This window comes from Cupriavidus sp. YAF13, from assembly GCF_052113425.1.
Lineage (GTDB): Bacteria > Pseudomonadota > Gammaproteobacteria > Burkholderiales > Burkholderiaceae > Cupriavidus.
This window is the reverse complement of record NZ_JBFRDD010000050.1, coordinates 37638-63019: the sequence shown is the minus strand read 5'-3', so window position 1 is coordinate 63019 and position 25382 is coordinate 37638. Positions and strand designations below refer to the sequence as shown.

Here is a 25382-nt window from a genome sequence, read left to right as displayed (position 1 = left end):
GGCGATCAGTGGCTGCCGGCGGCCACCGGCGGGCAGGCGCAGTCCTTCGATCCGGCCTTCCTCAACGCGATCAACACCTTGCAGCGCATGGCGGCGCACCTGCTGGCCCAGGGCGAGCCGCAGTACCGCTTCGAGTTCAAGCCGATCCCCACGCCGGGCCTGACCGACACGCTGCTGACGCTCGATGGGCAGACGCTGCACTACTACAACCAGCGCGAGACGTGGCAGGCGATGACGTGGCCGGGCAAGAACCAGCAGGACCCGGGCACCCGGCTGCAATGGCAGACCGAGCGCGCCGGCACCAGCAAGAGTTATGAGTTCGGCGGCCGCTGGGGCCTGGTGCGGATGCTGGAGCGGGCGCACATCGAGCCGGTGGATAGCGCGAACTACCAGTTGACGTGGCAGGCGAGGCCGGAAGCGTCGGATGCACAGGAAGCGCTAGAAGGGCCCGGCGCGCCGAAGGCCGCTGCAGAGAACCAGGCCGATGCGCACGGCCGGACCTTCGCCGAGGATCCCGACAGCCTGACCGCGCGCAGCGCCCAGGCGCCTGTTGCGGCGGACGTGATCTATCCCGTGCGTTACCTGATGCGCACCGAGGTCGGGCAGGGGCCGCTGGAGATGCTGGCGCTGCGGGGCTTTGTGCTGCCAACGCGGATCTTCGTGGGCCGGGAGCCGCAGGCCGCGGTCCGCGCCGTGCCTGGTCCGCGCAAGTAGCGCCGGCGAAGCCAGAGAGGGCAGCCGGGATGATGCATCGGCCGCACGGCCCAGGCTGGTGGCAGCCAAGACCTCAATTTGCCGTCAGGCTGGTCGATATCCAATGGGGGGAGTGGCGAAAAGGTCGCTACGCCTGACAAGCGCCCGGTCAGGGAACAAACCTGACGGAACACAGCCCGGCACAGGCGTTTGCCGGGCCGATCCATGGGCGCGCCGTTCGATAAGACACGATCCGGATTTCCGGCGGTATCTGTGAGGATGAAAGTGGGAGACACGGACGATATCTGCGCAAGACTGGCAGCCGCGCTCGATGGCGGCTTGCTCCGGCCGGCCTTCCAGCCATTGATCTGTTTCGAAACCGGCGCCATCGTCGGCTTCGAGGTGCTCGCCCGCTGGACGGATCCCGCAACGGGCCCGGTTTCCCCCGTCACCTTTATATCGATCGCGGAGTCGTGCGGGCTAATCGATCGCCTGACTTCCCATATCGTCCGCACGGCGTGCGGGGAGGCCGTGCGCTGGGGCCAGGGCTTTGTGCTGGCGTTCAACGTGTCTCCGGTGCAATTGCGTGACAAGGCGGTCGTCGCGCTGATCTCGGACGCTGTCACGCAGACGGGATTCCCGCTGGAGCGCGTTCAGATCGAAATCACGGAGGGCGCCATGGAGACCGATGTCGAGCTCGCGCGGGCCATCATCGACGATCTGAAGGCACTCGGCATCGGTATCGCGCTGGACGACTTTGGTACCGGCTATGCCAGCCTGACACGCCTGCATGCCCTGCCATTCGACGAGATCAAGATCGATGCCAGCTTTGTGCGCGGCATGCTTGATGATCAGGAGTGCCGCCGGATCGTGACGGCGATCGTGGGGCTGGGCCACAGCATCGGCATGCGTGTTGTCGCGGAAGGGGTGGAGCGCGAAGAGCATGCCACCATACTGCGCAAGCTGGGATGCGATGTCGGCCAGGGATGGCTGTGGGCACCGGCGCTGCAACCAGAGCGGATTCCCGCGCTTATCCAGCGGCTTGGCTTGCGCGCGCCGGATCCGCGGCTGTTGGATCGTTCGCCGTACCAGCGGCTGCATCAGCTGGAGGCGCTCTATGTCGGCGCGCCAGTCGGCCTGTGCTTCCTGGACACGCGCTTGCGGCACGTGCATGTCAACGGGCGCTATGCGGAAATGCTCGGCGCCCAGGTGGACGCCCTTGTCGGCGCCCAGCTCTGCGCGGCGAGCATGCCTGAGGCCGCGAGGTCGATCTGCTCGCTGGCGCATGCCGTGCTTGCCGCGCAGGCGTGCTCCCCGGTGGAGCGCGAGATTACCGCGAACGGCGAGGTCTACCTGGTGGTCGGCCAGTGCGTCAACGATGACATCGGGGACGTGATCGGCATCTCCCTCGTTGCCATCGGCATCTCGGCGCGCAAACGGGCCGAGCTAGCCTTGCGGGAAAGCGAGGAGCATTTCCGCTGCTCGGTCGAGCTGAGCCCCCATATTGCCTGGGCGGCGGACCCCGATGGCACGCTGTGCTATATCAGCCCGAACTTCCGCGACAGCGCCGGGTGCGCCATGCAGGACCGCATCGACGCCTGGCGTGCCACGGTCCATCCTGAGGACCAGTTGCGTATCCGGGCGGAGTGGCTTGCCTGGATCCCGAGTGGCCAGCCGTTCGCGACCCGGTTCCGTATCCAGTGGCCGGACGGCAGCTGGCGCCACATGCTGAGCCGTGCCCAGCCGCATGTCGGCGCGAGCGGCGCGATCGATCGCTGGTATGGCGTCATAAGCGATATCAGCGCGCAAGCCTRCATGAAGCGGCGGATCGCAGACCTGGAGGACCAGGTTCGCGCCCTGACGGCGCCTGCGGCGTAGCGCATAGCTAACGCTCGGGCCGGATGCCATTGCGGCTGGACCGCGATGCCGCGCGCATCGCGCGGTCGCGGACGCTTTTGCCGCGCTGCGCCCGCTGCTTCAGATCGGAAACTGCGTCGTCGACAGCACCTGCTTGAGCACCATGAACGAGCGTATCTGGCGGACCCCCGGCAGATACAGCAGTTGCTCCGCATGGAGGCGATTGAAGCTCTCGCTGTCTTTGGTGCGCAGCATCATGAAGTAGTCGAACTCGCCCGTCACCACGTGGCACTCCATGCAGCCAGAGACCTGCTGGGCGGCCTTCTCGAACTCGGAGAAGGATTCCGGCGTGGACCGGTCCAGCACCACGCCGATCATCACCAGCATCCCCGCGTCCAGCGCGGCCGGGTTCAGCAGCGCCACGATCCCGCGAATCAGCCCGAGTTCCTTGAGCCGCTCCACGCGCCGCAGGCAGGCTGGCGGGCTCAGGCTGACTTTGGCTGCCAGCGCCACATTCGAGATGGACGCGTCGCGCTGGAGTGCGCGCAGGATGGCTTTGTCGGTGCGATCCAATGCCTCGGAATGTGGCACAGGGTGCTCGGTTTTGGTGCGCAATTTTGTTTCGTCCATGGTTAATTATAAAAAACAAAAAATTAAAAATGAGCGCCTTGAATTTTTTATAGTGCATAAACGAATCGAAATTTGCAACCATGTTTCGTGCGTTTTTTTCTAGGATTGAGTCCGTCGCAGCATCAACGAAAGGTGGCTCCACATGCCAGTGTTCTTCGCCAGCCTTGATGCCTGGATCCCCGCTCTTAACCCGAGTCATCCAAGAAACCCAGGAGTTGCCAGCATGAATCTCAAACGCTTTCCCCGCCACCAGCTGACGTTCGGCCCCACGCCCATCCAGCCGCTGAAACGCCTGAGCGCGCATCTCGGCGGCAAGGTCGACCTCTATGCCAAGCGTGAGGACTGCAACAGCGGCCTGGCGTTCGGCGGCAACAAGACGCGCAAGCTCGAGTACATCATTCCGGACGCGCTCGCCCAGGGGTGCGACACGCTCGTCTCCATCGGCGGCATCCAGTCCAACCAGACGCGCCAGGTGGCTGCCGTGGCGGCGCATCTCGGCCTGAAGTGCGTGCTGGTGCAGGAGGACTGGGTGAATTACTCCGATGCCGTCTATGACCGCGTTGGCAATATCCAGATGTCTCGCATCATGGGCGCCGACGTGCGCCTGGTCAGCGATGGGTTCGAYATCGGSATCCGCAAGAGCTGGGAAGAGGCCATGGAGAGCGTGCGCCAGGCGGGCGGCAAGCCCTACCCGATCCCGGCGGGGTGCTCCGAGCATCCGCTGGGCGGCCTGGGCTTCGTTGGCTTTGCGGAAGAAGTGCGCGCGCAGGAAGCCGAGCTCGGCTTCCGGTTCGACTACGTCGTGGTCTGCTCGGTGACCGGCAGCACGCAGGCTGGCATGGTGGTCGGCTTCGCCGCCGATGGCCGCACCAACCGCGTGATCGGCATCGACGCATCGGCCAAGCCGGAGCAGACCCGGGCGCAGATCCTGCGCATTGCACGGAACACCGCGCATCTGGTCGACCTCGGCCGCGACATCACCGACGAGGACGTGGTGCTCGACACGCGCTACGGCGGGCCGGAGTATGGCTTGCCTTCCGAAGAGACGCTCGAAGCCATCCGCATGAGCGCCAAGCTCGAGGGCATGATGACCGACCCGGTCTACGAAGGGAAATCGATGCAGGGCATGATCGACCTGGTCCGCCGCGGCGAATTCCCGGAAGGCTCCAAGGTGCTTTACGCCCACCTGGGCGGCGCCCCGGCGCTGAGCGCCTATAGCTTCCTGTTCCGCAACGGCTGATCCCGCACGACGGCCGCAACCTGATGCCGGTGGTGCAACGCCGGTATCAGGGGGCGCTTGTCCGGCAAAGCCCCCGGTCTCGCTTTGCTACCCATTTTTTGCTCCCCGTTTGCCCCCGTCGCTCAATCACAGGAGTAGCGCATGAACGTCGTTTCACGAAGCGTTTCGATGGCGGTGAAGGCGCTGTCGCTGCTGGGCATCGCCATGTGCGCCGCGCATGCGCAGCCCCAGGGATATCCCGCCAGGCCGGTCGTGCTGGTTGTGCCGTTTCCGCCGGGCGGGGCGGTAGACATCATGGGACGATTGGTTGGCAAGAAGCTGGGCGACCGTCTCGGCCAGCCCGTGGTCATCGAGAACCGCGCGGGCGCCGGCACCATCGTTGGCGCCGGCTACGTGGCAAAGGCCGCGCCTGACGGCTATACGCTGTTCATCAGTTCCGGCTCGACCTTCACGGTCAACCCCGCCATCAACGCCAACCTGCCCTACGATCCGGTGAAGAGCTTCGAGCCCATCGGCCTGGTCGCGCGCGTGCCCCTGATCCTGCTGGCGAATCGCGATGTCCCGGTGGACAACCTCAAGCAGATGATGGCGGCGGTGAAGGCCGCGCCGGGCAAGTACGCCTATGGCTCGTTCGGCAATGGCACCACCGGCCACTTCGCGGGCGAGATGATCCTGGGCGCCACCGGCATGCAGCTCCAGCATATTCCCTACAAAGGCAGCGCCCCAGCCATTGCCGACCTGATCGGCGGGCAGATTCCGTTCTCGGTCGACACCATCGCGGCATCCCTGCCGCATATCAAGAGCGGCAAGATCAAGGTGATCGCAGTGGCAGGCGCCAGGCGCGCGACGCTGCTGCCGGAGGTGCCCACCGTCGCGGAATCCGGCTTCCCGGGCTTCGATGCGGATTCATGGGTGGCGATCGCGGCCCCGCGCGGCTTGCCGCCCGAGGTCAGGTCACGGCTCGAGAAGGCCCTGGCGCAGACCATGAAAGACCACGAGATCCAGGAAAAACTGGTGGCCAACGGCCTGGAACCCTCCTATGCAACGCCGGAACAGGTCAGCGCCATGATCGACAAGGACCTGCCGCGCATGCGGGCCATTGCCCAGAAGGCGGGCATCCAGGCAAATTGAGCCGGGCAGTTGCCGGCGGGAGAGTGTGAAGATGGCATCTCGTGACCGATTCGGTTCCATGCTGGCGAGCGATCCGATTGTGCAGACGGATCCGCAGGAGCTGCAGGAGTGGTGCGACGCGCTCGATGGCGTGTTGTCGGCCTGGGGCCCGGAGCAGGGCAGGGAGCGCGCCTGCGCCATCCTGGATGCGCTGCTGGCGCATGCAGGCAAGCATCGGTTGCCGTGGCGGCCAGCACAGGTAACGCCGTACCTGAACACCATCCCGGTCGAAGCGCAACCGGCCTATCCCGGCGACCTGGCGATGGAGCAGCGCCTGTCGGCAATCCTGCGCTGGAACGCGCTTGCCATGGTGGTGCGCGCCAACCAGGCGCATGGCGAGCTTGGCGGCCACATCGCGAGCTATGCCTCGGCGGCGGATTTGTTCGAGGTGGGCTACCAGCATTTCTTCCGCGGCCCGGATGCCGCGCAAGGCGGGGATCTCGTCTTTTTTCAACCCCATTCGGCGCCCGGCGTCTATGCGCGTGCCTTCCTGGAAGGCCGGCTGGACGAAGCATCGCTTTGCCACTACCGGCAAGAGATCGTTGCCGAAGGCAAAGGGATTCGCGGCCTGAGTTCTTACCCGCATCCCTACCTGATGCCGGACTTCTGGCAGTTTCCGACCGGCTCGATGGGCATCGGCCCGCTCAACGCTATCTACCAGGCGCGATTCATGCGCTACCTGGAAAACCGGGGCTTGAAAGCGACCAGCGAGCGCCGGGTCTGGGGCTTCTTCGGCGATGGCGAAATGGACGAGCCGGAGTCGATCGCAGCACTGACGCTAGCCGCCCGGGAAAAGCTGGACAACTGCACGTTCGTCATCAACTGCAATCTCCAGCGGCTGGACGGGCCGGTGCGCGGCAACGGGCGCATTGTCGATGAGCTCGAGGCCTTGTTCGCGGGGGCGGGGTGGCATGTCGTCAAGTGCTTGTGGGGGTCGGAGTGGGACGCGCTGCTGGCGCGTGACCACGATCACGCCATCAGCCGCGCGTTCGCGCAGACCGTGGACGGAGAATTCCAGACGCTCTCGGCCAACGATGGCGCGTTCAACCGCGAGAACTTCTTCAGCAAGACGCCGGCGCTGCGCGCGCTGGTGGCGCATCTCTCCAACGACGAGATCGACCGCCTGCGCCGGGGCGGGCACGACCCGGCGAAGATCTACGCGGCATTTGCCGAAGCCGCCAGGTGCAACGGGCGTCCCTGCGTGGTGCTGGCCAAGACCATGAAAGGCTACGGCATGGGCGCCATCGCGCAAGGCCGGATGACCACGCACCAGCAAAAGAAGCTCGGCCCGGAGGATCTGCTCGCGTTCAGGGACCGCTTCCAGTTGCCGCTGACCGACGACCAAGTGGCCCGCGCCGCGTTCTACCGCCCGGCGCAGGACAGCCCCGAGATTTGCTACCTGCAAGCCAGGCGCGCCGCCCTCGGCGGCTATCTTCCCGCGCGCCATCCCGGCGCCGGGCCGTTGCCGGTGCCCGGGCTGGACAAGACCGCCGCGTTCGCCCTGCATGCCGATGGCAAGGCCATGAGCTCCACCATGGCGCTGGTGCGGTACCTGGGCGCCTTGCTCAAGGATCCTGTGCTGGGCCCGCGGATCGTCCCGATCGTCGCCGACGAGGCGCGCACGTTCGGCATGGCGAACCTGTTCCGCCAGGTCGGCATCTACGCGCCGTTCGGCCAGCTTTACCAGCCGGAGGATTCGGCATCGATGCTGTCGTACCGGGAAGTCAAGGATGGCCAGATCCTGGAGGAGGGCATCACCGAGGCCGGCGCGCTGTCCTCGTGGACCGCGGCGGCCACCAGTTACTCCACGCACGGCACCACCATGCTGCCGTTCTATATCTACTACAGCATGTTCGGCTTCCAGCGCGTGGGCGACCTGATCTGGGCGGCGGCCGACCAGCGCGCACGCGGGTTCCTGATCGGCGCCACCTCGGGACGCACCACCCTGGGGGGCGAGGGCCTGCAGCACCAGGACGGCACGAGCCACCTGGCGGCTTCGACCATTCCCAATTGCCGCGCCTACGATCCGGCGTTCGCCGGGGAGCTGGCGGTCATCGTCGACCACGGCATGCGGCGCATGGTCAGCGAACAGGCCGACGAGTTCTACTACGTCACCGTGACCAATGAAAGCGTCGAGAATCCGAGCCTGCCGGCCGACGCGCACGAAGGCGTGGTGCGGGGCATGTACCTGCTGCGCAGCGGCGCGGCGTTCGAGCACCGCGTGCAGTTGTTTGGCAGCGGGGCCATCATGGGCGAAGTCCTGAAGGCGGCGCGCCAGCTCGAGCAGGTGCACGGCATTGCCGCCGATGTCTGGAGCGTGACCAGCTACATCGAGCTGGCGCGTGAAGGGGTGGCGCGCGAACGCCTGTGGCGCCATGGCGAGGTTGCGGCCATCGATAGCTGGTTCGGGCGGCAGCTCGGGGCGGGCAGCGGCCCGATTGTCGCGGCCACCGACTATGTGCGCGCGCTGCCGGAGCTGGTGCGTGCCTTCGTTCCGCCGGGGCGGCGCTACGTGACGCTGGGCACCGACGGCTTCGGACGCAGCGATTCGCGGGCTGCGCTGCGGCGCTATTTCGAGGTCGATGCCGCGGCCATCGTCCAGGCCAGCCTGGCGGCGATGGCGGAGATCGTGGCCGATGAGATGGCTTGCGAAAGAAAGCACCTTGCCGAGGTGATTTCCCTGGCGTCGATCTAGCTGGCGACCGGTTGCCGGCTCTCATGCCGGCAACCTTCTCGATCCTCATCAAGCCCCATCAAGCCGCATCAAGCCGCGGTCAGCTGGCGCAGTGCTTCCAGCAGCTTGACCGCGGGGCCAGGCAGGATGCCCTGGCGCCGCCGGAAGGCCGTCAGCGTACGCGTGCCGACCCCACCGGGAATGTCCAGAATGTCGATCACGCCGGCCTTGCGCTCGGCCTCGACCATCGGCTCGGCCATCCAGCTCAGAAAGCCGGATTGCGCGACCAGGCTCTTCAGCGCGGTCACCGAACGCGTCTCCACGACGATGTTCGGCAGGCCCAGCCCCTGCGCCGCGAACACCTGCCGCATGTGCTCGAACGGCCCGGTGCCCCGRGGCGGGATGGCCCATTGCTGGTCAAGGGTATCGGCCAGGGTCAGCGCCGGCTTGCGCCGCAGCGGGTGGCCCGGCGCCGCCACCACGTAGCTGCTGTCCTCCCATCGGCAGTCGGCAATGGCCTCGATCTCGTCGGTGTCCGGCGCGCAGATGCTGAGCGCCAGGTCGATCTCATGCCGGATCAGGCTTTGCGCCAGCCGGTCCCACACGCCCTCCGTAATCTCCACGCGCAGGTTCGGCCACGCCTTGGTGACCCGGCCAACCGCCAGCGGCAGCACCATGCTGGCGATGCTGCCCACCGCGCCCACCTTGATGGTGCCCTTGGCCAGGCCGCGCATGGCATCGATCTCCTCGCGCGCGTGCTCGGCCTCGCGCTGCAGCAGCGTGGCATGGGGGAGCAGGGCGCTGCCCACCGCGGTGAGCAGCATGCCCTTGGCGTGGCGCTCGAACAGCGGCGCGCCAAGCTCGTCCTCCAGCCGCTTGATGGTGCGGCTTAGTGCGGGCTGGGTCACGTGCAACGCGTCCGCCGCCCGGCCCAGGCTGCCGCTGGCGACGATGGTGGTGAAGGCCTTGAGCTGGCGCAGATCGAAAGTCATGCGCAAAAGTAATGCCTTTTGATCAAGAAGGCAATATTCAATTAAGGGTTGGGCTCGCATACTTTGCACACCAAGCACGCGCCGGCCTTGGGCCAGGCGTTCCACCAAATGCATCGACGGGAGAGATTTGCATGACCGGTAGCACGACAACCGTGGCGGGCGCCGCGCGCAACGCAAGCAGCACCGTGCGCGACGCCGTGATCGACCTGCTGCGCCAGCTTGGCATCACTTCGGTGTTCGCCAATCCCGGTTCGACCGAGTTGCCGATGTTCCGGGATTTCCCCGCCGACTTCCGCTACGTGCTCGGGCTGCAGGAGGCGGTGGTGGTGGGCATGGCCGATGGCTTTGCGCAGGCCAGCCGCAATGCGTCGCTGGTCAACCTGCATTCGGCGGCTGGCGTCGGCAACGCCATGGGCAACATCTTTACCGCGTTCAAGAACCGCACGCCGATGATCATCACGGCGGGCCAGCAGGCGCGCTCGATCCTGCCGTTCGATCCCTTCCTGTCGTCTGCCCAGGCCACCGAGCTGGCCAAGCCCTACGTCAAGTGGAGCATCGAGCCGGCGCGCGCCGCGGATGTGCCGCTGGCCATCGCACGTGCCTATTACGTGGCGATGCAGGAGCCGCGCGGCCCCGTGCTGGTCTCGATCCCGGTGGACGACTGGGACCAGCCGGCCGAACGGGTGGCTGCGCGCGCCGTCAGCACCGAGGTGCGGCCCGATCCGGTGGCGATTGCGCGCGTTGGCGCCGCGCTGGATGCCTGTGAGCGGCCCGCCTTCGTCATCGGCGGCGCGGTCGATCGCGCCGGCGCATGGGACGAAGTGGTGCGCCTGGCCGAGGCGCACAACGCGCGTGTCTATGTGGCGCCAATGTCCGGTCGCTGCGGCTTTCCGGAGGACCATCGCCTGTTCGCCGGTTTCCTGCCCGCCATGCGCGAGAAGATCGTCGGCCTGCTGGGCGGGCACGACCTGATCCTGGTGCTGGGCGCGCCGGCCTTTACCTACCATGTGGAAGGCGCTGGCCCCCATGTGCCGGAGGGCGCCACGCTGTATCAGCTGATCGACGATCCCGCCATCGCGGCCTGGACGCCGGTGGGCGCATCGGTGGTGGGCAATATCCGGCTCGGCGTGCTTGACCTGCTGGCGCGTCCCGCGCCCAGGGCACGCCCGTTGCCTGCCCCGCGCCAGCCGCGTGCGCATGCCGAACCGACGCGGCTGATGTCCACCGCCTATGTGCTCCAGACCCTGGCCGAGGTGCGCGACGCCGCCGACATCGTGGTGGAAGAAGCGCCCAGCGCGCGTCCCGTCATGCAGGGCTACCTGCCGTTCACGCAAAGCGGCACCTTCTACACCATGGACAGCGGCGGCCTGGGCTACGGCATGCCCGCTGCCGTTGGCGTGGCGCTGGCGCGGCCGGGGGCACGCGTCATCGCGCTGATCGGCGACGGCTCCAGCATGTACTCGATCCAGGCCATCTGGAGCGCGGTCCAGCTCAAGCTGCCGATCACCTTCGTGATCCTCAACAACGCGCGCTACGCCGCGCTGCAGGATTTCGCGCCGGAGTTTGGCTTTGCCCCGGCCGATCCGGTGCAGGGCACGGACCTGCCGGGGATTGATTTCGTGGCGCTGGCCAAGGGGATGGGTTGCGAAGGCGTGCGGGTGCGTGACGCCAAGCGATTGCGCGATGCCCTGGCCGACGCGTTGCGCTCGCCAACGACGATGCTGGTGGAGGTTGAGGTGGCATGAGCACCGAGGCAAAGGCCGAAGCCGCCGAACAGGCCAAAGCCGCGTGCCATGACGACGGCTGTCTCTCCCTCTCCCCTCATGGGGAGAGGGTTGGGGAGAGGGGCGGTTTGGCTAGGAGCCACTGGAAGCGAAGCCCGTGGTTTTTTCCAGCGCGACGACGTAACGAGCGCCCGCAAGCGCAGAGCGAAGCAAACCGCAGGCAAGCAAAACAAAGGAGACAAGGATGCAGAAGATTTCGTTGCTGATCGACGGCCAACAACGCCAGGCAGGCAATGGCGCCACCTTCGAGCGCCGCAATCCCCTGGACGGCGAGGTAGCCACGATCGCCCCGGCCGCGACGGTGGCCGATGCGCTGTCGGCGGTGGACGCCGCCGCGGCGGCCTTCGACGCCTGGGCCGCCATCGGCCCGAGCGAGCGCCGCGCGCTGCTGACCAAGGCCGCGCATGCGCTGGAAGCCCGCAGCGAAGCCTTTGCTGCCGCCATGGCCGCCGAGACCGGTGCCTCCGCCATGTGGGCCGGCTTCAACGTGCACCTGGCCGCGGCCGGCCTGCTTGAAGCGGCCTGCCTGACCACGCAGATCCATGGCGAGGTCATTCCGTCGGACGTGCCGGGCAGCCTGGCCATGGGCGTGCGCCAGCCGGCCGGCGTGGTCCTTGGCATGGCGCCCTGGAACGCCCCGGTCATCCTGGCCGTGCGCGCCATCGCCTTGCCGCTGGCCTGCGGCAATACCGTCGTGCTGAAGGGTTCGGAGATCTGTCCGGCCACGCACGGGCTGATCGTCGAAGCCTTGCAGGAAGCCGGCCTGCCCAGGGGCGTGGTGAACTTCGTCACCAATGCGCCGGCCGATGCGGGCGAACTCGTGGAAGCCATGATCGCCCATCCGGCGGTACGACGCGTGAACTTCACTGGCTCCACGCGCGTGGGCAAGGTCATCGCCGCTAGCTGTGCCAGGCACTTGAAACCGGTGGTGCTTGAGCTGGGCGGCAAGGCCCCGTTGCTGGTGCTGGACGATGCCGATATCGATGCCGCCGTCGCCGGTGCCGCCTTTGGCGCGTTTGCCAATTCCGGCCAGATCTGCATGTCGACCGAGCGCATCATCGTCGATAACAAGATCGCCGATGCTTTTGTCGCGCAACTGGCGGCCAAGGCCAGCGCGCTGCCGCTGGGCGATCCGCGCAAGGGGCCGGTGGTGCTGGGCTCCGTGGTCGACATGAGCACCGTTGCGCGCTGCAACTCGCTGATCGACGATGCCTTGGCCAAGGGCGCGAAGCTGTTGTGCGGCGGCAAGGCGGACAGCACCCTGATGCCGGCCACGCTGCTCGACTACGTCACGCCGCGGATGCGGATCTATGCGCAAGAGTCGTTCGGCCCGGTCAAGCCCATCGTGCGCGTCAGCGGCGACGCCGAGGCCATCGCCTGCGCCAACGACAACGAGTACGGGCTGTCGTCGGCAGTGTTCAGCCGCGACGTGGCGCGGGCCATGAACGTGGCCAGGCGCATTCAATCCGGCATCTGCCATATCAATGGCCCGACGGTGCACGACGAGGCGCAGATGCCCTTCGGCGGCGTGAAGAGCAGCGGCTTTGGCCACTTTGGCGGGCAGGCCGGCATTGCCGAGTTCACTGACCTGCGCTGGGTCACCGTGCAGACGACGCCGCGCCACTACCCCTTCTAGGCCGTGCCGCCACACCCAGACAACGCCATCCAACCAGCGCCGGATCGCGGCGACGCTATGATCAGAATCGCAATTCTCGGGGCCGGGGCCATGGGCTCGCTGTTTGGCGCACGCCTTGCCCAAGCGGGCCATATCGTCACCTTGATCGATGTCAACGACGCGCATCTCGACGCGATCCGCCGCTTCGGCCTGCGCCTGCAGACAGATGAGGCGGACCGGCGGGTCCACGGCATGCGGGCGGTGCGCCCGGAACAGGCGGATGCCATCCCCGATCTGCTGATCGTCTTCACCAAATCCATGCACACGCGCGCCGCGCTGACGGGCGTGCACCACCTGCTGGGGCCCGACACGGTTGTGCTGACGTTGCAGAACGGCCTGGGCAGCGTCGATGCGATTTCCGACTTCGTGCCGGCGCAGCGGCTTCTGATTGGCGTCACCACATGGCCTGCCGACCTGGTCGGCCCCGGGCACGTGCATTCGCACGGCGAGGGCGGGATCCGGATGATGAGCGCCGATGGCGTGGACCGGCCCGCCGTGGCGGGGACGGTAGCGGCGCTGGAGCGCGCCGGGCTGCGCTGCCACGCCGATGCGGACGTGTGGGCCGCGATCTGGGAGAAGGTGGCATTCAACGCCGCGCTGAACCCCCTTTGCGCGGTCACTGGCAGCACCGTGGACCAGCTGGGCAACATCCCGGATGGCACGGCGCTCGCCTTGTCCGTGGCGGCCGAGGTGCTGGCCGTGGCCAGGAGTCATGGCGTGGCTGTCGATGCGGACAAGGTCGGCGCCAATGTGTTGCACGCCATCGGCCACCACATCGGCCACAAGCCTTCCATGCTGCAGGACATCCTTGCCGCCCGGCGCACCGAGATCGATGCGATCAACGGCGCCGTGGTGGCCGCGGCGCGCCGCAGCGGGGTGCCGGTGCCGTGCACCGAGAGCCTGCTGCAACTCGTCCGGCTGATCGAAGCCCGGGCGGCAAATGGCGGGCAGGGCGCCAGCCCGCTCCGGCAGCACTGAGCCACGGCACGCCGCGGCCTCAAGACGTAATACGTAGTACGCGATACGCAAGACGCAATACAAAAAAGCGCTGGCCCCGGCCAAAGCGCCCATCGACAGGAGACACGCATGAACACGCCTATGAGTACGCCTATGAGTACGCATCTGTTCCGCGCCATTGCGGCGCAAGCGCCCGGCGCGCATCGCCATGGAGCGGCGGCATGAGCGCGAACCTGCAGCAAGCCGGCACGCCCGTCGACGTGGGCAGCGTGCTCGACGACGGCCCTTACACGACCATGCAGAAGATCGTCGTGATGCTGGCCGCGCTGTCCATCGTGATGGACGGCTTCGATGGCCAGTTGATCGGCTTCGCGATTCCCGTGCTGATCAAGGAGTGGGGCATCACCCGCAGCGCCTTCGCGCCCGCGGTGGCGGCCGGGCTGGTGGGCATGGGCATCGGCAGCGCGTGCGCGGGCCTGTTGGCGGATCGCTTCGGGCGCAGGTGGGCCGTGATCGGCAGCGTCTTCCTGTTCGGCGCGGCCACCTGCGCCATCGGCTTCGCCCCGGACACGACCACGATCGCCGTGCTGCGCCTGATCGCCGGGCTGGGCATCGGCGGCGCTTTGCCAAGCTCCACCACCATGACGGCCGAGTTCACCCCGGCACGCAGCCGCACGCTGGCGGTGACGGCCACGATCGTCTGCGTGCCGCTGGGCGGCATGCTGGCCGGCCTGTTTGCCAGCGTGGTCCTGCCGGCCTACGGCTGGCGCGGCTTGTTCTTTATCGGCGGCGCCCTGCCGCTGGGCCTGGGCGTGCTGCTGATGCTGGTCCTGCCCGAGTCGCCGCGCTTCCTGGTGCGCCGAGCGCACCGGTGGGACGAACTGCGCCGGCTGCTCGGCCGCATGTCCAGGCCGCTGCCCGCGAACGCCGTCTTCACCGACCTGGCCGAGCGCGGCGCGGAAAGCCGCAAGGGCTTCGGCGCGCTGTTCGCACCCGGGCAGGCGCGCGACACGCTGGCGATCTGGTGCGCGTTCTTCATGTGCCTGCTGGCCGTCTACAGCGCCTTTAGCTGGCTGCCGACCATGCTGGCGTCGGAGGGGTTGAACGTGGCGGTCGCGGGTTCCGGCCTGACCGCCTACAACCTTGGCGGCGTCATCGGCGCGCTGTGCTGCGCGGTTGCCATCGCGCGCTTCGGCTCGCGCTGGCCGCTGGCGATCTGCTGCGCCGGCGGGGCGGCCAGCGCGCTGTTGCTGCAAGGCGTGGATGTCCGCCACAGTACGGGGTTGCTGATCGTTGGCCTGGGCGTGCACGGCATGTTCGTCAATGCGGTGCAGTCGACCATGTACGCGCTGTGTGCCTTCGTGTACCCCACGGCAGTGCGGGCCACCGGCACGGCGTCGGCGCTGGCCTTTGGCCGCCTCGGGGCAATCCTCAGCGCCTTCGCGGGCGCGGCGGTGATCACTGCGGGCGGCGCGTCGTCCTACCTCGGCATGCTCGGCGCGGCGATGGCCGCCGTGCTGGTGGCGCTGCTCGCGGTCAAGGGGCATATCCCGAAGCTGGCGCGTGCGCCGGCCAGCGGTGACGCGGTCCTCGCACGCAGCTGAGGCCAGGGCCGGTACATCCGGAATTCGCTATGATCCGGGATCGGAACCGTCTTTCGCGCGGCCGGCTTCCCCAGGTGCGCCGAGGCAGATAGCCGCGCCCGGAGGCCAGGCGGCGCGCGCCCATGCCAATGACCCAGATGATCAGCAAAACGCCTGTCGCTTCAGCCCAACCCGAAGCGCAGGCGGCCGCCCTGTTGCAACAATCCGAACGGATCGTCACCGATGCCGATGGCTGCCGCATGGTCTGGCGCCGCTTTGGCCAGGGGCAACCCGTGGTCCTGTTGCATGGCGGGCATGGGAGCTGGCTGCACTGGGTGCGTAATATCGAGGCGCTGGCCGCGCACCGCACGGTGTGGGCGCCGGACATGCCGGGGTTTGGCGAGTCGGACGATATCGCCAGCGATCTTTCCGTGATGACCGGCACGCTTGTCGAGGGCATCAGGCAACTGCCCGGCTGCGACAAGGCGCTCAGCCTGGTTGGCTTCTCCTTCGGCGGGCTGGTGGCCGCCAACGTGGCCGCGTCGCTCGGCACGGTGCGCCGGCTGGCGCTGATGGGCTCCGGCGGCCATGGCGGCATCCGCCGCCAGCAGCGTGCGCTGGTGGACTGGCGCAAGGCCGCGGACGCCGAGGCCCTGGCGGTGGCGATGCGCTACAACCTGGCGGCGTTCATGATGGCCGACCCGGCCAAGATCGACGCCATGGCCATGTACGCGCATACCGAGTCATGCCGCCTCACGCGCTTTCGCAGCAAGAACATCTCCCGCTCCGGCGACCTGCGCGGCGCGCTGGACCGCTTCGGCGGCGAGGTGCTGCTGGCCTGGGGCGAGCACGACGTCACGGCGGATGCCGTCCCGGCCATCGCGGCAATGACCCGGGGCAGCCCGCGCCGCGAAGGCCGCGTCATTGCCAATGCGGGCCACTGGGTCCAGTACGAGGCCCACGAGCCAGTCAACGCGTTGCTGGACGAGTGGTTGCCGAAATAGCCGGCGCGGTGGCGGCCGGGTACGTCTTCTGGTAATGCACCGTGAACGTCCCTAGCGCCGCCAGCGCGGCCTGCGGGTCGTGGCTCGGCTTGACGGCGAAGGCATCAAAGCCGCAACGCGCCATGTAGTGCACGGTATCGATCATCACGTCGCCCACCGCGCGCAGCTCGCCGCCCCAGCCATATTGCGTGCGCAGCAGCTGCGCCAGCGAATAGCCGCGCCCGTCGGTATAGACCGGGAAGTCGATCGCCAGGTGCGCGATGCCGGTGGCATCGATGGTGGCGGCGCCCGCCTCGAGCAGGTCTTCAGGGTCCGCATCCGGGCCGAGGTACACGGCCACCGGGTGGCGGCGCCGGCGCAGGGCGTCGTGGGCTGCGCGCCATGTGGCAAGGGTGACCAGCCAGCCGTTTTCATCCGGCGGCAGCGCGTGTGTTGCCGATGTCGATGTCGATGCCGAAACCGGCGCGTTCTCGTCCGGCACGAAGGCGCGCCAGATGTCTGCTTCCAGCTGGCCGTTGCGAATCACATTGTTTGGCGGTGGCAATGATTGGAGATCAGGCACGGGCTTCCTCCGCTTGCTGCCGCCGCGCGACGATCCTCGGGTCCTGGTAGACCGCCTGCTTGAAGGGGTCCGGGCCAACCCGCTCCACCACGTCGATAAACCGCTCCGCCTCGCTGTCGCGCAGGGACAGGTAGGTATCGATCAGCAGCGCCACCACATCCGGGATTTCATCGCGCGCGAACGACGGGCCGATGATGCGGCCGATCGCCGCGCCGCCGCCCTTGTGCGGGTCCAGCAGCGCATGGCCGGCCGCGCCGTTCTGGCGCCCGCCGATGGTCACCTGGTACCACTCCTCGCCGGCCTTGTCCACGCCGAGGATGCCGATATGGCCCACGTGGTGGTGCCCGCAGGAGTTGATGCAGCCGGAGATGTTCAGGTCCAGCTCGCCGATCTCGAACAGGTAGTCCAGGTCGTCGAAGCGGCGCTGGATGGCCTCGGCCAGTGGAATCGACACCGCGTTGGCCAGCGAGCAGAAATCCCCGCCCGGGCAGGCAATGATATTGGTGAGCAGGCCGATGTTGGCGGTGGCCAGGTTCAGCGCGTCCAGCGCTTGCCAGAGCGCAAACAGCGCGCCCCGGCGCACGTCGGCCAGGATCAGGTTCTGCTCGTGCGAGACCCGCAGCTCGCCAAAGCCGAAGCGCTCCGCCAGGTCCGCCACCGCATCCATCTGGTCGGCGGTGATGTCGCCGGGCGGCATGCCGGTGGCCTTCAGCGAGACCGTCACGGCGGCGTAGCCGGGCACGCGATGCGCGTGCACATTGCTGCGCAGCCAGCGGGCAAAGCGCGGATGCGCCGCCGCCAGCTCGGGATCCGGGCCGGCCTCGTGCGCCGCCGCGGGATCATAGTCCGGCAGGGTGAAGCGGCCCGCCACGCCGGCCACGAAGTCCGCGCTGACCGTGTCCGGGCCGCCGCGGATCCGCTGCCATTGCTCGTCCACCTGTTGCGCGAACACGCCCGGCGTCAGGTCCTTGACCAGGATCTTGATGCGCGCCTTGTACTTGTTGTCGCGCCGGCCGTGCAGGTTGTAGACCCGCAGCGTGGCCTGCAGGTAGGTGAGCAGGTCGGACCAGTGCACGAAGGCGTTGATCAGCTTGCCGACCATGGGCGTGCGGCCCATGCCGCCGCCCACCCACACGCGGAAGCCAAGCTCGCTATCGCGCTCCACGGCTTGCAGGCCGATATCGTGCACGCCCACCGCTGCGCGGTCCGTGGTGGCACCGCTCACCGCGATCTTGAACTTGCGCGGCAGGAAGGCAAACTCGGGATGCAGCATCGACCACTGGCGGATGATCTCGCACCACACCAGGGGGTTCACGATCTCATCCGGCGCCAGCCCGGCGAAGTGGTCGGTGGTGGTGTTGCGGATGCAATTGCCGCTGGTCTGGATGGCGTGCATCTGCACGGTCGCCAGTTCCGCCAGGATAGCGGGGGCGTCCTCCAGGCGCGGCCAGTTGAACTGCATGTTCTGCCGCGTGCTGAAGTGCCCGTAGCCGCGGTCAAAGCGGCGCGCTATCTCGGCCAGCTTGCGCAGTTGCCGCGACACCAGCATGCCGTACGGAATCGCCACGCGCAGCATGGGCGCATGCCGCTGGATGTAGAGGCCGTTCTGTAGCCGCAGCACGCGGAACTCGTCCTCGGTGAGCTGGCCGGTGAGAAACCGTTCGGTCTGGCCGCTGAACTGCGCAACGCGCTGGTCGACCAGTTGCTGGTCGACGGTGTCATACACATACATGAAGCACTTCCAGGTGTGCCGTGCGGGGAAGGGGGGAGTTCACCCCCGCCGGCGAGGGGCTTGTGGGTAGCCATGAGGCTAGCGCCCCTTGCCCGTGCCGAACAGGAGCAGAAGGGGCCTGTTCGGGCCGGAGCAGATGCCTTGCCGGTGCCTTGTTGTTTCAAATTGAATGATATACGATGCGTATATCACATATCATTTATGGGTTCATCATGAGTCGCATCCTGATCGACCTTGCGGAGGACCAGCTGCAAGCGCTGGCCGCCATTGTCGAGGCAGAAAGGCGCCCTCGGGCGGTAGTCATTCGCGAGGCAATTCAAGCGTACATAGCGCAGCGCAAGCCCGGCCTGGCCTCTGACACCTTCGGGCTTTGGAAGCACCGCGAGGTGGATGGCCTTGCGTATCAGGAAAAGCTGCGGGAGGAGTGGTGAACGCGCTCTTCGATACCAACATCCTGATCGACCACCTGAACGGAATCGAAGAGGCAATGATCGAGATGCGCCGCTACGAGTCAAAGGCGATCAATGTCATCACCTGGATGGAGGTGATGGCCGGCGCAACGGCTGAAGAAGAGCAGACATTGCGCGCGTGGCTCAATACGTTCCGGCTGATTGCAGTCGATGATGCGGTTTCCTCTCGCGCCGTCCAGATTCGAAAGACCGCGCGAATCAAGCTGCCTGATGCGATTATCTGGGCGTCCGCGCAAGCGCATTCCATGTTGCTGGTCACACGCAATACCAAAGACTTCTCAATCAGCGAGCCTGGTGTGCGGATTCCCTATCAACTCAAATAACTCAAATGAGCGAGAGCGCGCCCATCGCCGCCAGTCGCTATTCTTCCCCGCAGCCCGGCGCTGCCATGCCAGTCATTTCCCGGCCACGCCATCCAGCCGCTCCACGGCCTGCACCGCTGCCGCGCGGGCGGCCGGTGACACCGTGAGCATGATGTGGCCGGTGCCGGGCACCAGCGTGACCGGAATATCCGGGCGGCCCGCATCGGTGAACACCTGCGCAAACCTGGCGGCGACAAACACTTCATCGTCCTGCCCGGCCAGTACCGCCGCCGGCTTGTGGATCTCGCGAATATCGCGCTGGTAGTCCTCATCGGGCTGGAAATTCGTCGCCAGCGCGTAGGAATAGGACGGCGTCAGTTCGGCGCGCGGTGCGTCGTTGATGGCAAAGGCCAGAACGGGCAAGTGGTTGAAGGCGGTGATGCCGATCCGGTTCAGCAGCGTGAGCGCGATCACGCGCGGCACGCCGACCGAGACCCAGCCGCCGGCGTCGGGGCGGAACGTGGGCGCGCGGCGGTTCGTAAAGGGCGCCATGAACAAGTAGTTGTCAAACAGCGCCTGGCGCGCGCCGCCCGCCACGCGCAGCGCAAAGCCGCCGCCTGATGAGAATCCCACCAGCGTCTTCGGGCCGGCGGGCTGAACGGCGCTCACAAAGTCCTCCAGGTCGTCATCGAGCTGCCCGATGTAGGCAATGTCGCCACGCGGGCCGGAGGCCCCGTGGCCGCGCATATCCAGGGCGTAGGCCGTGAAGCCGGCCTGCGCGAAGCTCTGTGCAAGCGGATGCATGCTCTGGCTGTTGGCCGAGGAGCCATGCACCAATACCACGCTGCCTCGGCTGGGCAGGCCGCCGGCAGGGGGATAGCGGCGGTAGGTGAGCTGCGCGCCGTCGCGTGCCGCGTAATGTGCCGGGGCCGCAAGCGCAGAGAAATCCACGTCCTTGAACGGATCGCTGATGCTTAGCATCGGTTTTGGCCGGGTCGGGCCGCCTGCGGCCAGCGCTGCGGCAAGGGCCACGAGCATCACGGAAAGTATGGCGGAGACGGCGAGCGTGGCGGTTCGAAGTTTCACGGTATTCGCTTTGCGCAAGGGGTGGATTGCAGAAGGGACCGCGCTGTCGGGACAGAATCGAAAAGTGCGCTAGTCCAGCCAGGAAGCTAGCACCGAATCCGCCACCGCGCGACATCCGTTGGTGGAGGGCGTGAATTCTTCCACATGCGTCAAGAGTGTTTTCCCATCGCGGCATTTCTTTCCGCCCGGCGGAAGGCTAACGTGCATTGGCGCGTCCGCTGGCTGTGGTCTCTGGCTGCTCAACGCCACAAGCGCTGGACAAGACACACGACAAGCGGGCACAGATCCCGATCCTTGCGGAGGAAGACAAAACCATGCCAACGTCATTTTTATACGTGGCCCAGCCCACGCGCGTGCTATTTGGCGCGGGCACCCTGAGCCAGGTGGGGCAAGAACTGGAACGGCTGGGCGCCAGGCGGGCGCTGGTGCTGTGCACACCCAACCAGGCCGAAGACGCAACGCGGCTGTCCGATGCGCTCGGGCCGTTGTCCGCCGGCATTTACCCTGGCGCGGTAATGCACGTGCCGGTGGAATCCGCCCGCGCGGCGATTGCGCATGCGCAGGAAGTGGGCGCGGATTGCATGATCGCCCTTGGCGGTGGGTCGACCACCGGGCTGGGCAAAGCCATCGCGCTGACCTCCGGCCTGCCGATCCTGGCGATTCCCACCACCTACGCCGGGTCCGAGATGACGCCGATCTATGGCCTCACCGACGCGGGCCTGAAGAAAACCGGCCGCGACCCGCGCGTGCTGCCGCGCACCGTGATCTACGATCCCGCGCTGACCGTGGGCCTGCCGGTGGCCTTGAGCGTGACCAGCGGCCTGAACGCCATCGCCCACGCCGCCGAGGGGCTGTACGCCGAGGATGCCAACCCGGTGACGTCGCTGATGGCGGAGGAGGGCATCCGGGCGCTGGCCAGCGGCATTCCCCGCGTGTTTGCTGCGCCCACCGACCTGGATGCCCGCGCCGATTGCCTCTACGGCGCTTGGCTGTGCGCAACGGTGCTGGGCAGCGTCGGCATGGCGCTGCACCACAAGCTGTGCCATACGCTGGGCGGCAGTTTCAACCTGCCCCATGCCGAGACGCACACGGCGGTGCTGCCGCACGCCATGGCCTATAACGCCATGGCCGCGCCGGATGCCATGGCGCGGATCCGCCGGGCCATGGGCGGCGAGGGCGTCTCCGCCGCCGCCGCGCTTTACGACCTGGCCGCCCGCCATGGCGCGGCCACGGCGCTGCGCGATATCGGCATGAAAGCCGAGGACCTGGACCGCGCCGCGGATGTCGCCATGGCCAACCCGTACTGGAATCCGCGCCCGATCGAGCGCGCGCCGATTCGCGAATTGCTGCAGGCCGCATTTGAAGGCGTGCGCCCGGACTGAGCGGGCCCGCAAACACACAACGCACAACACACAACGCACAACACAAAACGCGCAACGCATCGGAGACGAACAATGCAAATCGGCTTTATCGGAATCGGCAAGATGGGCTTGCCCATGGGGCGTCACCTGGCCGCCGCCGGGCACGCTGTCGAAGGCTTCGACCTGTCGCCCGCCGTGCTGGAAGCCGGGCGCCAGGCCGGGCTGAAGACGACCGGCTCGCTCGCGCAGGCAACCGCCGGCAAGGACGTTGTGTTCAGCTCGCTGCCGCACGACGCGGCCTTCGAGGCCGTGGGCGCGCAAGTGGCGGAGCTGGCCGCGCCGGGCACGCTGTATATCGATACCAGCACGGTGTCGCCGCAAGCGTCTGCCCGCGTGGCCGCCGTGCTGGCGCAGCGCAACATCCCGTACCTGCGCGTGACGGTATCCGGCAACAACAAGATGGCCGAGGCGGCGCAGCTGACCGCGCTGGTGTCCGGCCCGGCGGCCGCCTATGCGGTGGCAAAGCCGCTGCTGGCCGCGCTCGGGCCGGCCCAGTTCTACCTGGGCGAAGCCGAGCAGGCGCGCCTGATGAAGCTGGTGGTGAACCTGATGATCGGCCTGACCTCCGGCATGCTGGCCGAGGCGCTGGCACTCGGCGCCAAGGGTGGCCTCAAATGGCAGGACATGTGGTCCGTGATCACCACCAGCGCGGTGGCCGCGCCCATCGTCAAGGCCAAGTCCGCGCAGCTGGTGGAGAACGACTACACGCCCACCTTCACCGTGGACCAGATGCTCAAGGACGTGGGATTGATCCTGGATGCGGGCGCCGACCTGCGCGTGCCGCTGTCGCTCACCGCGCTGCTGGGCCAGATGCTGCAGGGCGCCGCCGCGCAGGGCATGGCCGGCGACGACTATGCCGCGGTGATCAAGTCCGCGCGGCTCGCCGCCGGGCTGCCCAGCATCAATGGCTAGGCAGGGCGCTTAAGCGCACCGTCACGACGTCCACTTGCGCTCGTAGTCCATGCGCTCGAAGTGCGCCACCAGATAGTCGATGAACAGGCGCACCTTGGCGGCCAGGTAGCGCCGGCTCTGGAAGGCGATGTTGATGGTGAGCCGGGGCAGGTCCCAGTCGTCCAGCACCGGGATCAGCCGGCCCGCCACGATATCGTCGTAGACGATGTACTTGGGCTGCACCAGGATGCCTAGGCCCTCCAGCGCGGCCGCACGGATCACCTGGCCGTCGTTGGACTCCAGCTTGCTGCGCACCGTGACCGTCTTCTCCTCTGCATTGCGGGTGAAGGCCAGCTCGTGTGGCCGGTTGGCGTACGAGTAGATCAGCATGTGGTGGCGTAGCAGGTCGTCGACTTCGCGCGGCGTGCCCATGCGGTCCAGGTAGCGCGGCGAGGCGGCCAGGATGCGGCGCGTCTCGGCCAGCCGGCGCACGGTCAGGCCGGAATCCGGCTCGAACTCCCGCGTGCGGATGGCCAGGTCGATGCCGCTGTCCATGATGTCGTAGTAGCGGTTGGCCGCAAGGATGTTCACGTCCACCTTGGGGTAGAGGCTGGTGAAATCCGGCAGCAGCGGCGCGAGGTGCTTCATGGAAAACGACAGCGACGCGGTGACCGTGAGCGTGCCGCCCGGCTCCAGCACATTGGCGTTGACCGCGGCTTCCGCCTCCTTCATTTCCGTCAGCACGCCCTTGCAACGCCGGAAAAACTCGTGCCCCACATCGGTCAGGTAAAGCCGGCGCGTGTTGCGCTCGATCAGCCGCGCCGATAGCCGCTGCTCCAGCGAGGTGAGGTAGCGGCTTGCCGCCGCGTTGGAAATGTCCAGGCTCTCGGCGGCCTTGCTGATGCTGCCCAGCTCCGCGATCTGGACGAAGAGTTCGAACTCGGTCCAACGGTCCATGCCTTGTCTCCCCGCGTGCTTCTTGGTCCGCCGCGCGAGCCATTTTGATTCTCTCGCCTGGCGGAAAGAAGATTTCCTTATCCGTCGTTTTTTTCCATTTGCCGGCAGTATAGAGTTTGTTCCAGCGCTTGTCAGGCATGACAGGACGCCTGCAAAACCCAGAGCGGCGCGCCGGCCACAGGCAGCGCCGCCAGGCAACGGAGACACACCCATGATCCTGGTACGCGGGGCCACCCTGGTCACCATGGAACCCGCCCTCGGCGAGTTCACCGGCGACCTGCTGATCGACGGCGAGCGCATCGCCGCCATCGCGCCGCATCTTGAAGCGGACGGCGCCGAGTTGATCGACGCTCGCGGCTTCATCGTCGCCCCCGGCTTTGTCAACGCGCATATGCACACCTGGCAGACCGCGCTGCGCGGCGTTGCCTCGGGCTGGACGCTGACCGAGTACTTCCGGCAGATGCACGCCGGGCTGGCCACGCGCTTCACGCCCGATGACATCGGCATTGCCACGCTTGTCGGCGCCTGGAACCAGCTCGATTGCGGCACCACCACGCTGGTGGACTGGTGCCACAACAACCCCACGCCGGCGCACAGCGATGCCGCGCTGGACGCGCTGGATCATGCCGGCATCCGCGCCGCGTTCCTGCACGGCTCGCCCAAGCCGGACCCCAAGCCCGGCGCGCTGCCGTTCTGGGAAACGCCGCACCCGCGCAGCGAGGTGGAGCGTTTGTCCCGGCGGCTGCAAGGCTCGTCCTTGCTAAGCCTCGGCCTGGCCATCCTCGGCCCGCATTACTCGACGCTGGAAGTCGCGCTGCACGATTTTGCGCTGGCGCGGGAATTTGGCCTGCTGGCCAGCATGCACCAGGGCGGCGGCAGCGCCCGCACGCCGCAGGGGTGGGACCGGCTTGAGCAGGCCGGGCTGCTTGGTCCCCATATCAACATCGTGCACGGCAACAACCTCACGCACGCGCAGCTGGCGCGCTTCGTCGGGCTGGGCATGAGTTTCTCTGTCACGCCGGAGAACGAACTGACGCAGGGCCACGGTTTCCCGATCACGGGCCGGCTGACGCGCCTGGGCGCCGCGCCGTCGCTCGGCGTGGACCTGGAATCGGGTTTGTCCGGCGAGATGTTTATCGCCGCGCGCATGGCGCTGGGCATCCAGCGCGCGCTGGACCATGCCGAGTACCGCCAGCAGTACGGTGGGATCGCTCCCGCGCACGCGGTGAGCTGCCGCGATGCGCTGGACTGGATCACGCTGGCCGGCGCGCGGATGCTCGGCATGCAAGACCGCATCGGCTCGCTGGCCGTGGGCAAGCAGGCCGACCTGGTGATGATCGACGCCCGCAAGCTCAACATGATGCCGCTGCACGATCCGGTGAGCGCCATCGTGATGCAGGCCAGCCTGGCCAATATCGACAGCGTGTTCGTGGCAGGCAAGGCGCGCAAGCGCCACGGCCGGCTGCTGGTGGACGGGCTGCCGGGCAAGCTTGAGGCGCTGCGCGCGTCGGGCGAACGCCTGGCGGCGGGGCGGTGAGCGCAAGCGATGCCCCGCAGGCAAAAAGGAAGGGCAGGCGCATCAACGTGCCGCCAGCGCTAGAAGACCACGAACCGAACGATACCAACGATAAGGAGGAGACCACATGCATCGACAACCCGCCCCGCACGGCATCGGCGCCGGCAAGATCTTCAGGCTCGCATC

Annotated in this window: 21 protein-coding genes; 15 read left to right on the top strand and 6 right to left on the bottom strand. The window is 67.2% G+C overall.

Features of this window, described 5'->3' with window-relative positions; translation table 11 throughout:
• Together AB4061_RS31345 and AB4061_RS31340 are read left to right on the top strand one after the other, a co-directional pair.
• Positions 1-714 (top strand): type VI secretion IcmF C-terminal domain-containing protein (locus AB4061_RS31345; protein ID WP_441640106.1); only part of this gene is annotated, 714 nt, incomplete at its 5' end.
• Between the two features lie 258 nt (positions 715-972).
• Positions 973-2571 (top strand): EAL domain-containing protein, encoded by a 1599-nt coding sequence (locus AB4061_RS31340; RefSeq protein WP_441640105.1) that lies wholly within the window; start codon positions 973-975, stop codon positions 2569-2571.
• A gap of 99 nt (positions 2572-2670) precedes the next feature.
• Here AB4061_RS31340 and AB4061_RS31335 read toward each other — a convergent pair whose 3' ends face one another.
• Positions 2671-3180 carry an Lrp/AsnC family transcriptional regulator gene (locus AB4061_RS31335; RefSeq protein WP_043356167.1) on the bottom strand — a complete coding sequence of 170 codons (510 nt, stop codon included), beginning with the start codon at positions 3178-3180 and terminating at the stop codon, positions 2671-2673.
• 223 nt (positions 3181-3403) lie between these two features.
• On the opposite strand from AB4061_RS31335, the gene AB4061_RS31330 reads away from it, so the two are divergent.
• The 3 genes from AB4061_RS31330 to mdeB all read left to right on the top strand — a co-directional run bounded on the left by AB4061_RS31330 (position 3404) and on the right by mdeB (position 8285).
• A complete protein-coding gene (locus AB4061_RS31330) occupies positions 3404-4420 on the top strand; it encodes a 1-aminocyclopropane-1-carboxylate deaminase (protein WP_441640104.1) in 1017 nt (338 codons plus the stop codon).
• A gap of 141 nt (positions 4421-4561) precedes the next feature.
• On the top strand, positions 4562-5551 hold the full coding sequence (locus AB4061_RS31325; protein ID WP_441640103.1) for a Bug family tripartite tricarboxylate transporter substrate binding protein: 990 nt from the start codon (positions 4562-4564) through the stop codon (positions 5549-5551).
• 31 nt (positions 5552-5582) lie between these two features.
• Complete coding sequence (gene mdeB, locus AB4061_RS31320) at positions 5583-8285, top strand: alpha-ketoglutarate dehydrogenase (RefSeq protein WP_441640102.1); 2703 nt, start codon at positions 5583-5585, stop codon at positions 8283-8285.
• A gap of 68 nt (positions 8286-8353) precedes the next feature.
• Here mdeB and AB4061_RS31315 read toward each other — a convergent pair whose 3' ends face one another.
• Positions 8354-9256, bottom strand: coding sequence for a LysR family transcriptional regulator (locus AB4061_RS31315; RefSeq protein WP_441640101.1), 903 nt, complete (start codon positions 9254-9256; stop codon positions 8354-8356).
• Positions 9257-9387: 131 nt separating this feature from the next.
• Between AB4061_RS31315 and mdlC the strand changes: the two genes are divergently transcribed.
• The 5 genes from mdlC to AB4061_RS31290 all read left to right on the top strand — a co-directional run bounded on the left by mdlC (position 9388) and on the right by AB4061_RS31290 (position 16259).
• Positions 9388-11001 (top strand): benzoylformate decarboxylase, encoded by a 1614-nt coding sequence (mdlC, locus tag AB4061_RS31310; RefSeq protein WP_441640100.1) that lies wholly within the window; start codon positions 9388-9390, stop codon positions 10999-11001.
• A gap of 223 nt (positions 11002-11224) precedes the next feature.
• Positions 11225-12676 carry an aldehyde dehydrogenase gene (locus AB4061_RS31305; protein WP_441640099.1) on the top strand — a complete coding sequence of 484 codons (1452 nt, stop codon included), beginning with the start codon at positions 11225-11227 and terminating at the stop codon, positions 12674-12676.
• Positions 12677-12736: 60 nt separating this feature from the next.
• Positions 12737-13693 carry a ketopantoate reductase family protein gene (locus AB4061_RS31300; protein WP_441640107.1) on the top strand — a complete coding sequence of 319 codons (957 nt, stop codon included), beginning with the start codon at positions 12737-12739 and terminating at the stop codon, positions 13691-13693.
• A 200-nt stretch (positions 13694-13893) separates the two neighbouring features.
• Entirely contained in the window at positions 13894-15276 is a 1383-nt protein-coding gene (locus AB4061_RS31295) for an MFS transporter (RefSeq protein ID WP_441640098.1), read from the top strand.
• 122 nt (positions 15277-15398) lie between these two features.
• Entirely contained in the window at positions 15399-16259 is an 861-nt protein-coding gene (locus AB4061_RS31290; RefSeq protein ID WP_441640097.1) for an alpha/beta fold hydrolase, read from the top strand.
• On the opposite strand, the gene AB4061_RS31285 is transcribed toward AB4061_RS31290, so the two are convergent.
• Together AB4061_RS31285 and AB4061_RS31280 are read right to left on the bottom strand one after the other, a co-directional pair.
• Positions 16225-16821, bottom strand: a complete 597-nt coding sequence (locus AB4061_RS31285) for a DUF934 domain-containing protein (RefSeq protein WP_441640096.1) — start codon at positions 16819-16821, stop codon at positions 16225-16227. The two genes, AB4061_RS31290 and AB4061_RS31285, sit on opposite strands and share 35 nt — an antisense overlap.
• Complete coding sequence (locus AB4061_RS31280; RefSeq protein ID WP_441640095.1) at positions 16814-18553, bottom strand: nitrite/sulfite reductase; 1740 nt, start codon at positions 18551-18553, stop codon at positions 16814-16816. Before AB4061_RS31280 ends, AB4061_RS31285 begins: the two co-directional genes overlap by 8 nt.
• Positions 18554-18765: 212 nt before the next feature.
• Here AB4061_RS31280 and AB4061_RS31275 point away from each other — a divergent pair, with 212 nt between their 5' ends.
• Positions 18766-18984 carry a ribbon-helix-helix protein, CopG family gene (locus AB4061_RS31275; protein ID WP_441640094.1) on the top strand — a complete coding sequence of 73 codons (219 nt, stop codon included), beginning with the start codon at positions 18766-18768 and terminating at the stop codon, positions 18982-18984.
• Positions 18978-19346 (top strand): type II toxin-antitoxin system VapC family toxin, encoded by a 369-nt coding sequence (locus tag AB4061_RS31270; protein WP_441640093.1) that lies wholly within the window; start codon positions 18978-18980, stop codon positions 19344-19346. The genes AB4061_RS31275 and AB4061_RS31270 overlap by 7 nt, the downstream gene beginning before the upstream one ends.
• Positions 19347-19418: 72 nt before the next feature.
• On the opposite strand, the gene AB4061_RS31265 is transcribed toward AB4061_RS31270, so the two are convergent.
• Positions 19419-20411 (bottom strand): alpha/beta hydrolase, encoded by a 993-nt coding sequence (locus AB4061_RS31265; protein WP_441640092.1) that lies wholly within the window; start codon positions 20409-20411, stop codon positions 19419-19421.
• Between the two features lie 314 nt (positions 20412-20725).
• On the opposite strand from AB4061_RS31265, the gene AB4061_RS31260 reads away from it, so the two are divergent.
• Positions 20726-21793, top strand: a complete 1068-nt coding sequence (locus AB4061_RS31260) for a maleylacetate reductase (RefSeq protein WP_441640091.1) — start codon at positions 20726-20728, stop codon at positions 21791-21793.
• A gap of 72 nt (positions 21794-21865) precedes the next feature.
• Complete coding sequence (locus AB4061_RS31255; RefSeq protein WP_441640090.1) at positions 21866-22744, top strand: NAD(P)-dependent oxidoreductase; 879 nt, start codon at positions 21866-21868, stop codon at positions 22742-22744.
• Between the two features lie 21 nt (positions 22745-22765).
• On the opposite strand, the gene AB4061_RS31250 is transcribed toward AB4061_RS31255, so the two are convergent.
• Positions 22766-23680 carry a LysR family transcriptional regulator gene (locus AB4061_RS31250; RefSeq protein WP_174423920.1) on the bottom strand — a complete coding sequence of 305 codons (915 nt, stop codon included), beginning with the start codon at positions 23678-23680 and terminating at the stop codon, positions 22766-22768.
• 211 nt (positions 23681-23891) lie between these two features.
• On the opposite strand from AB4061_RS31250, the gene AB4061_RS31245 reads away from it, so the two are divergent.
• Entirely contained in the window at positions 23892-25217 is a 1326-nt protein-coding gene (locus AB4061_RS31245; protein WP_441640089.1) for an amidohydrolase family protein, read from the top strand.
• Positions 25218-25382 lie beyond the last annotated feature (165 nt).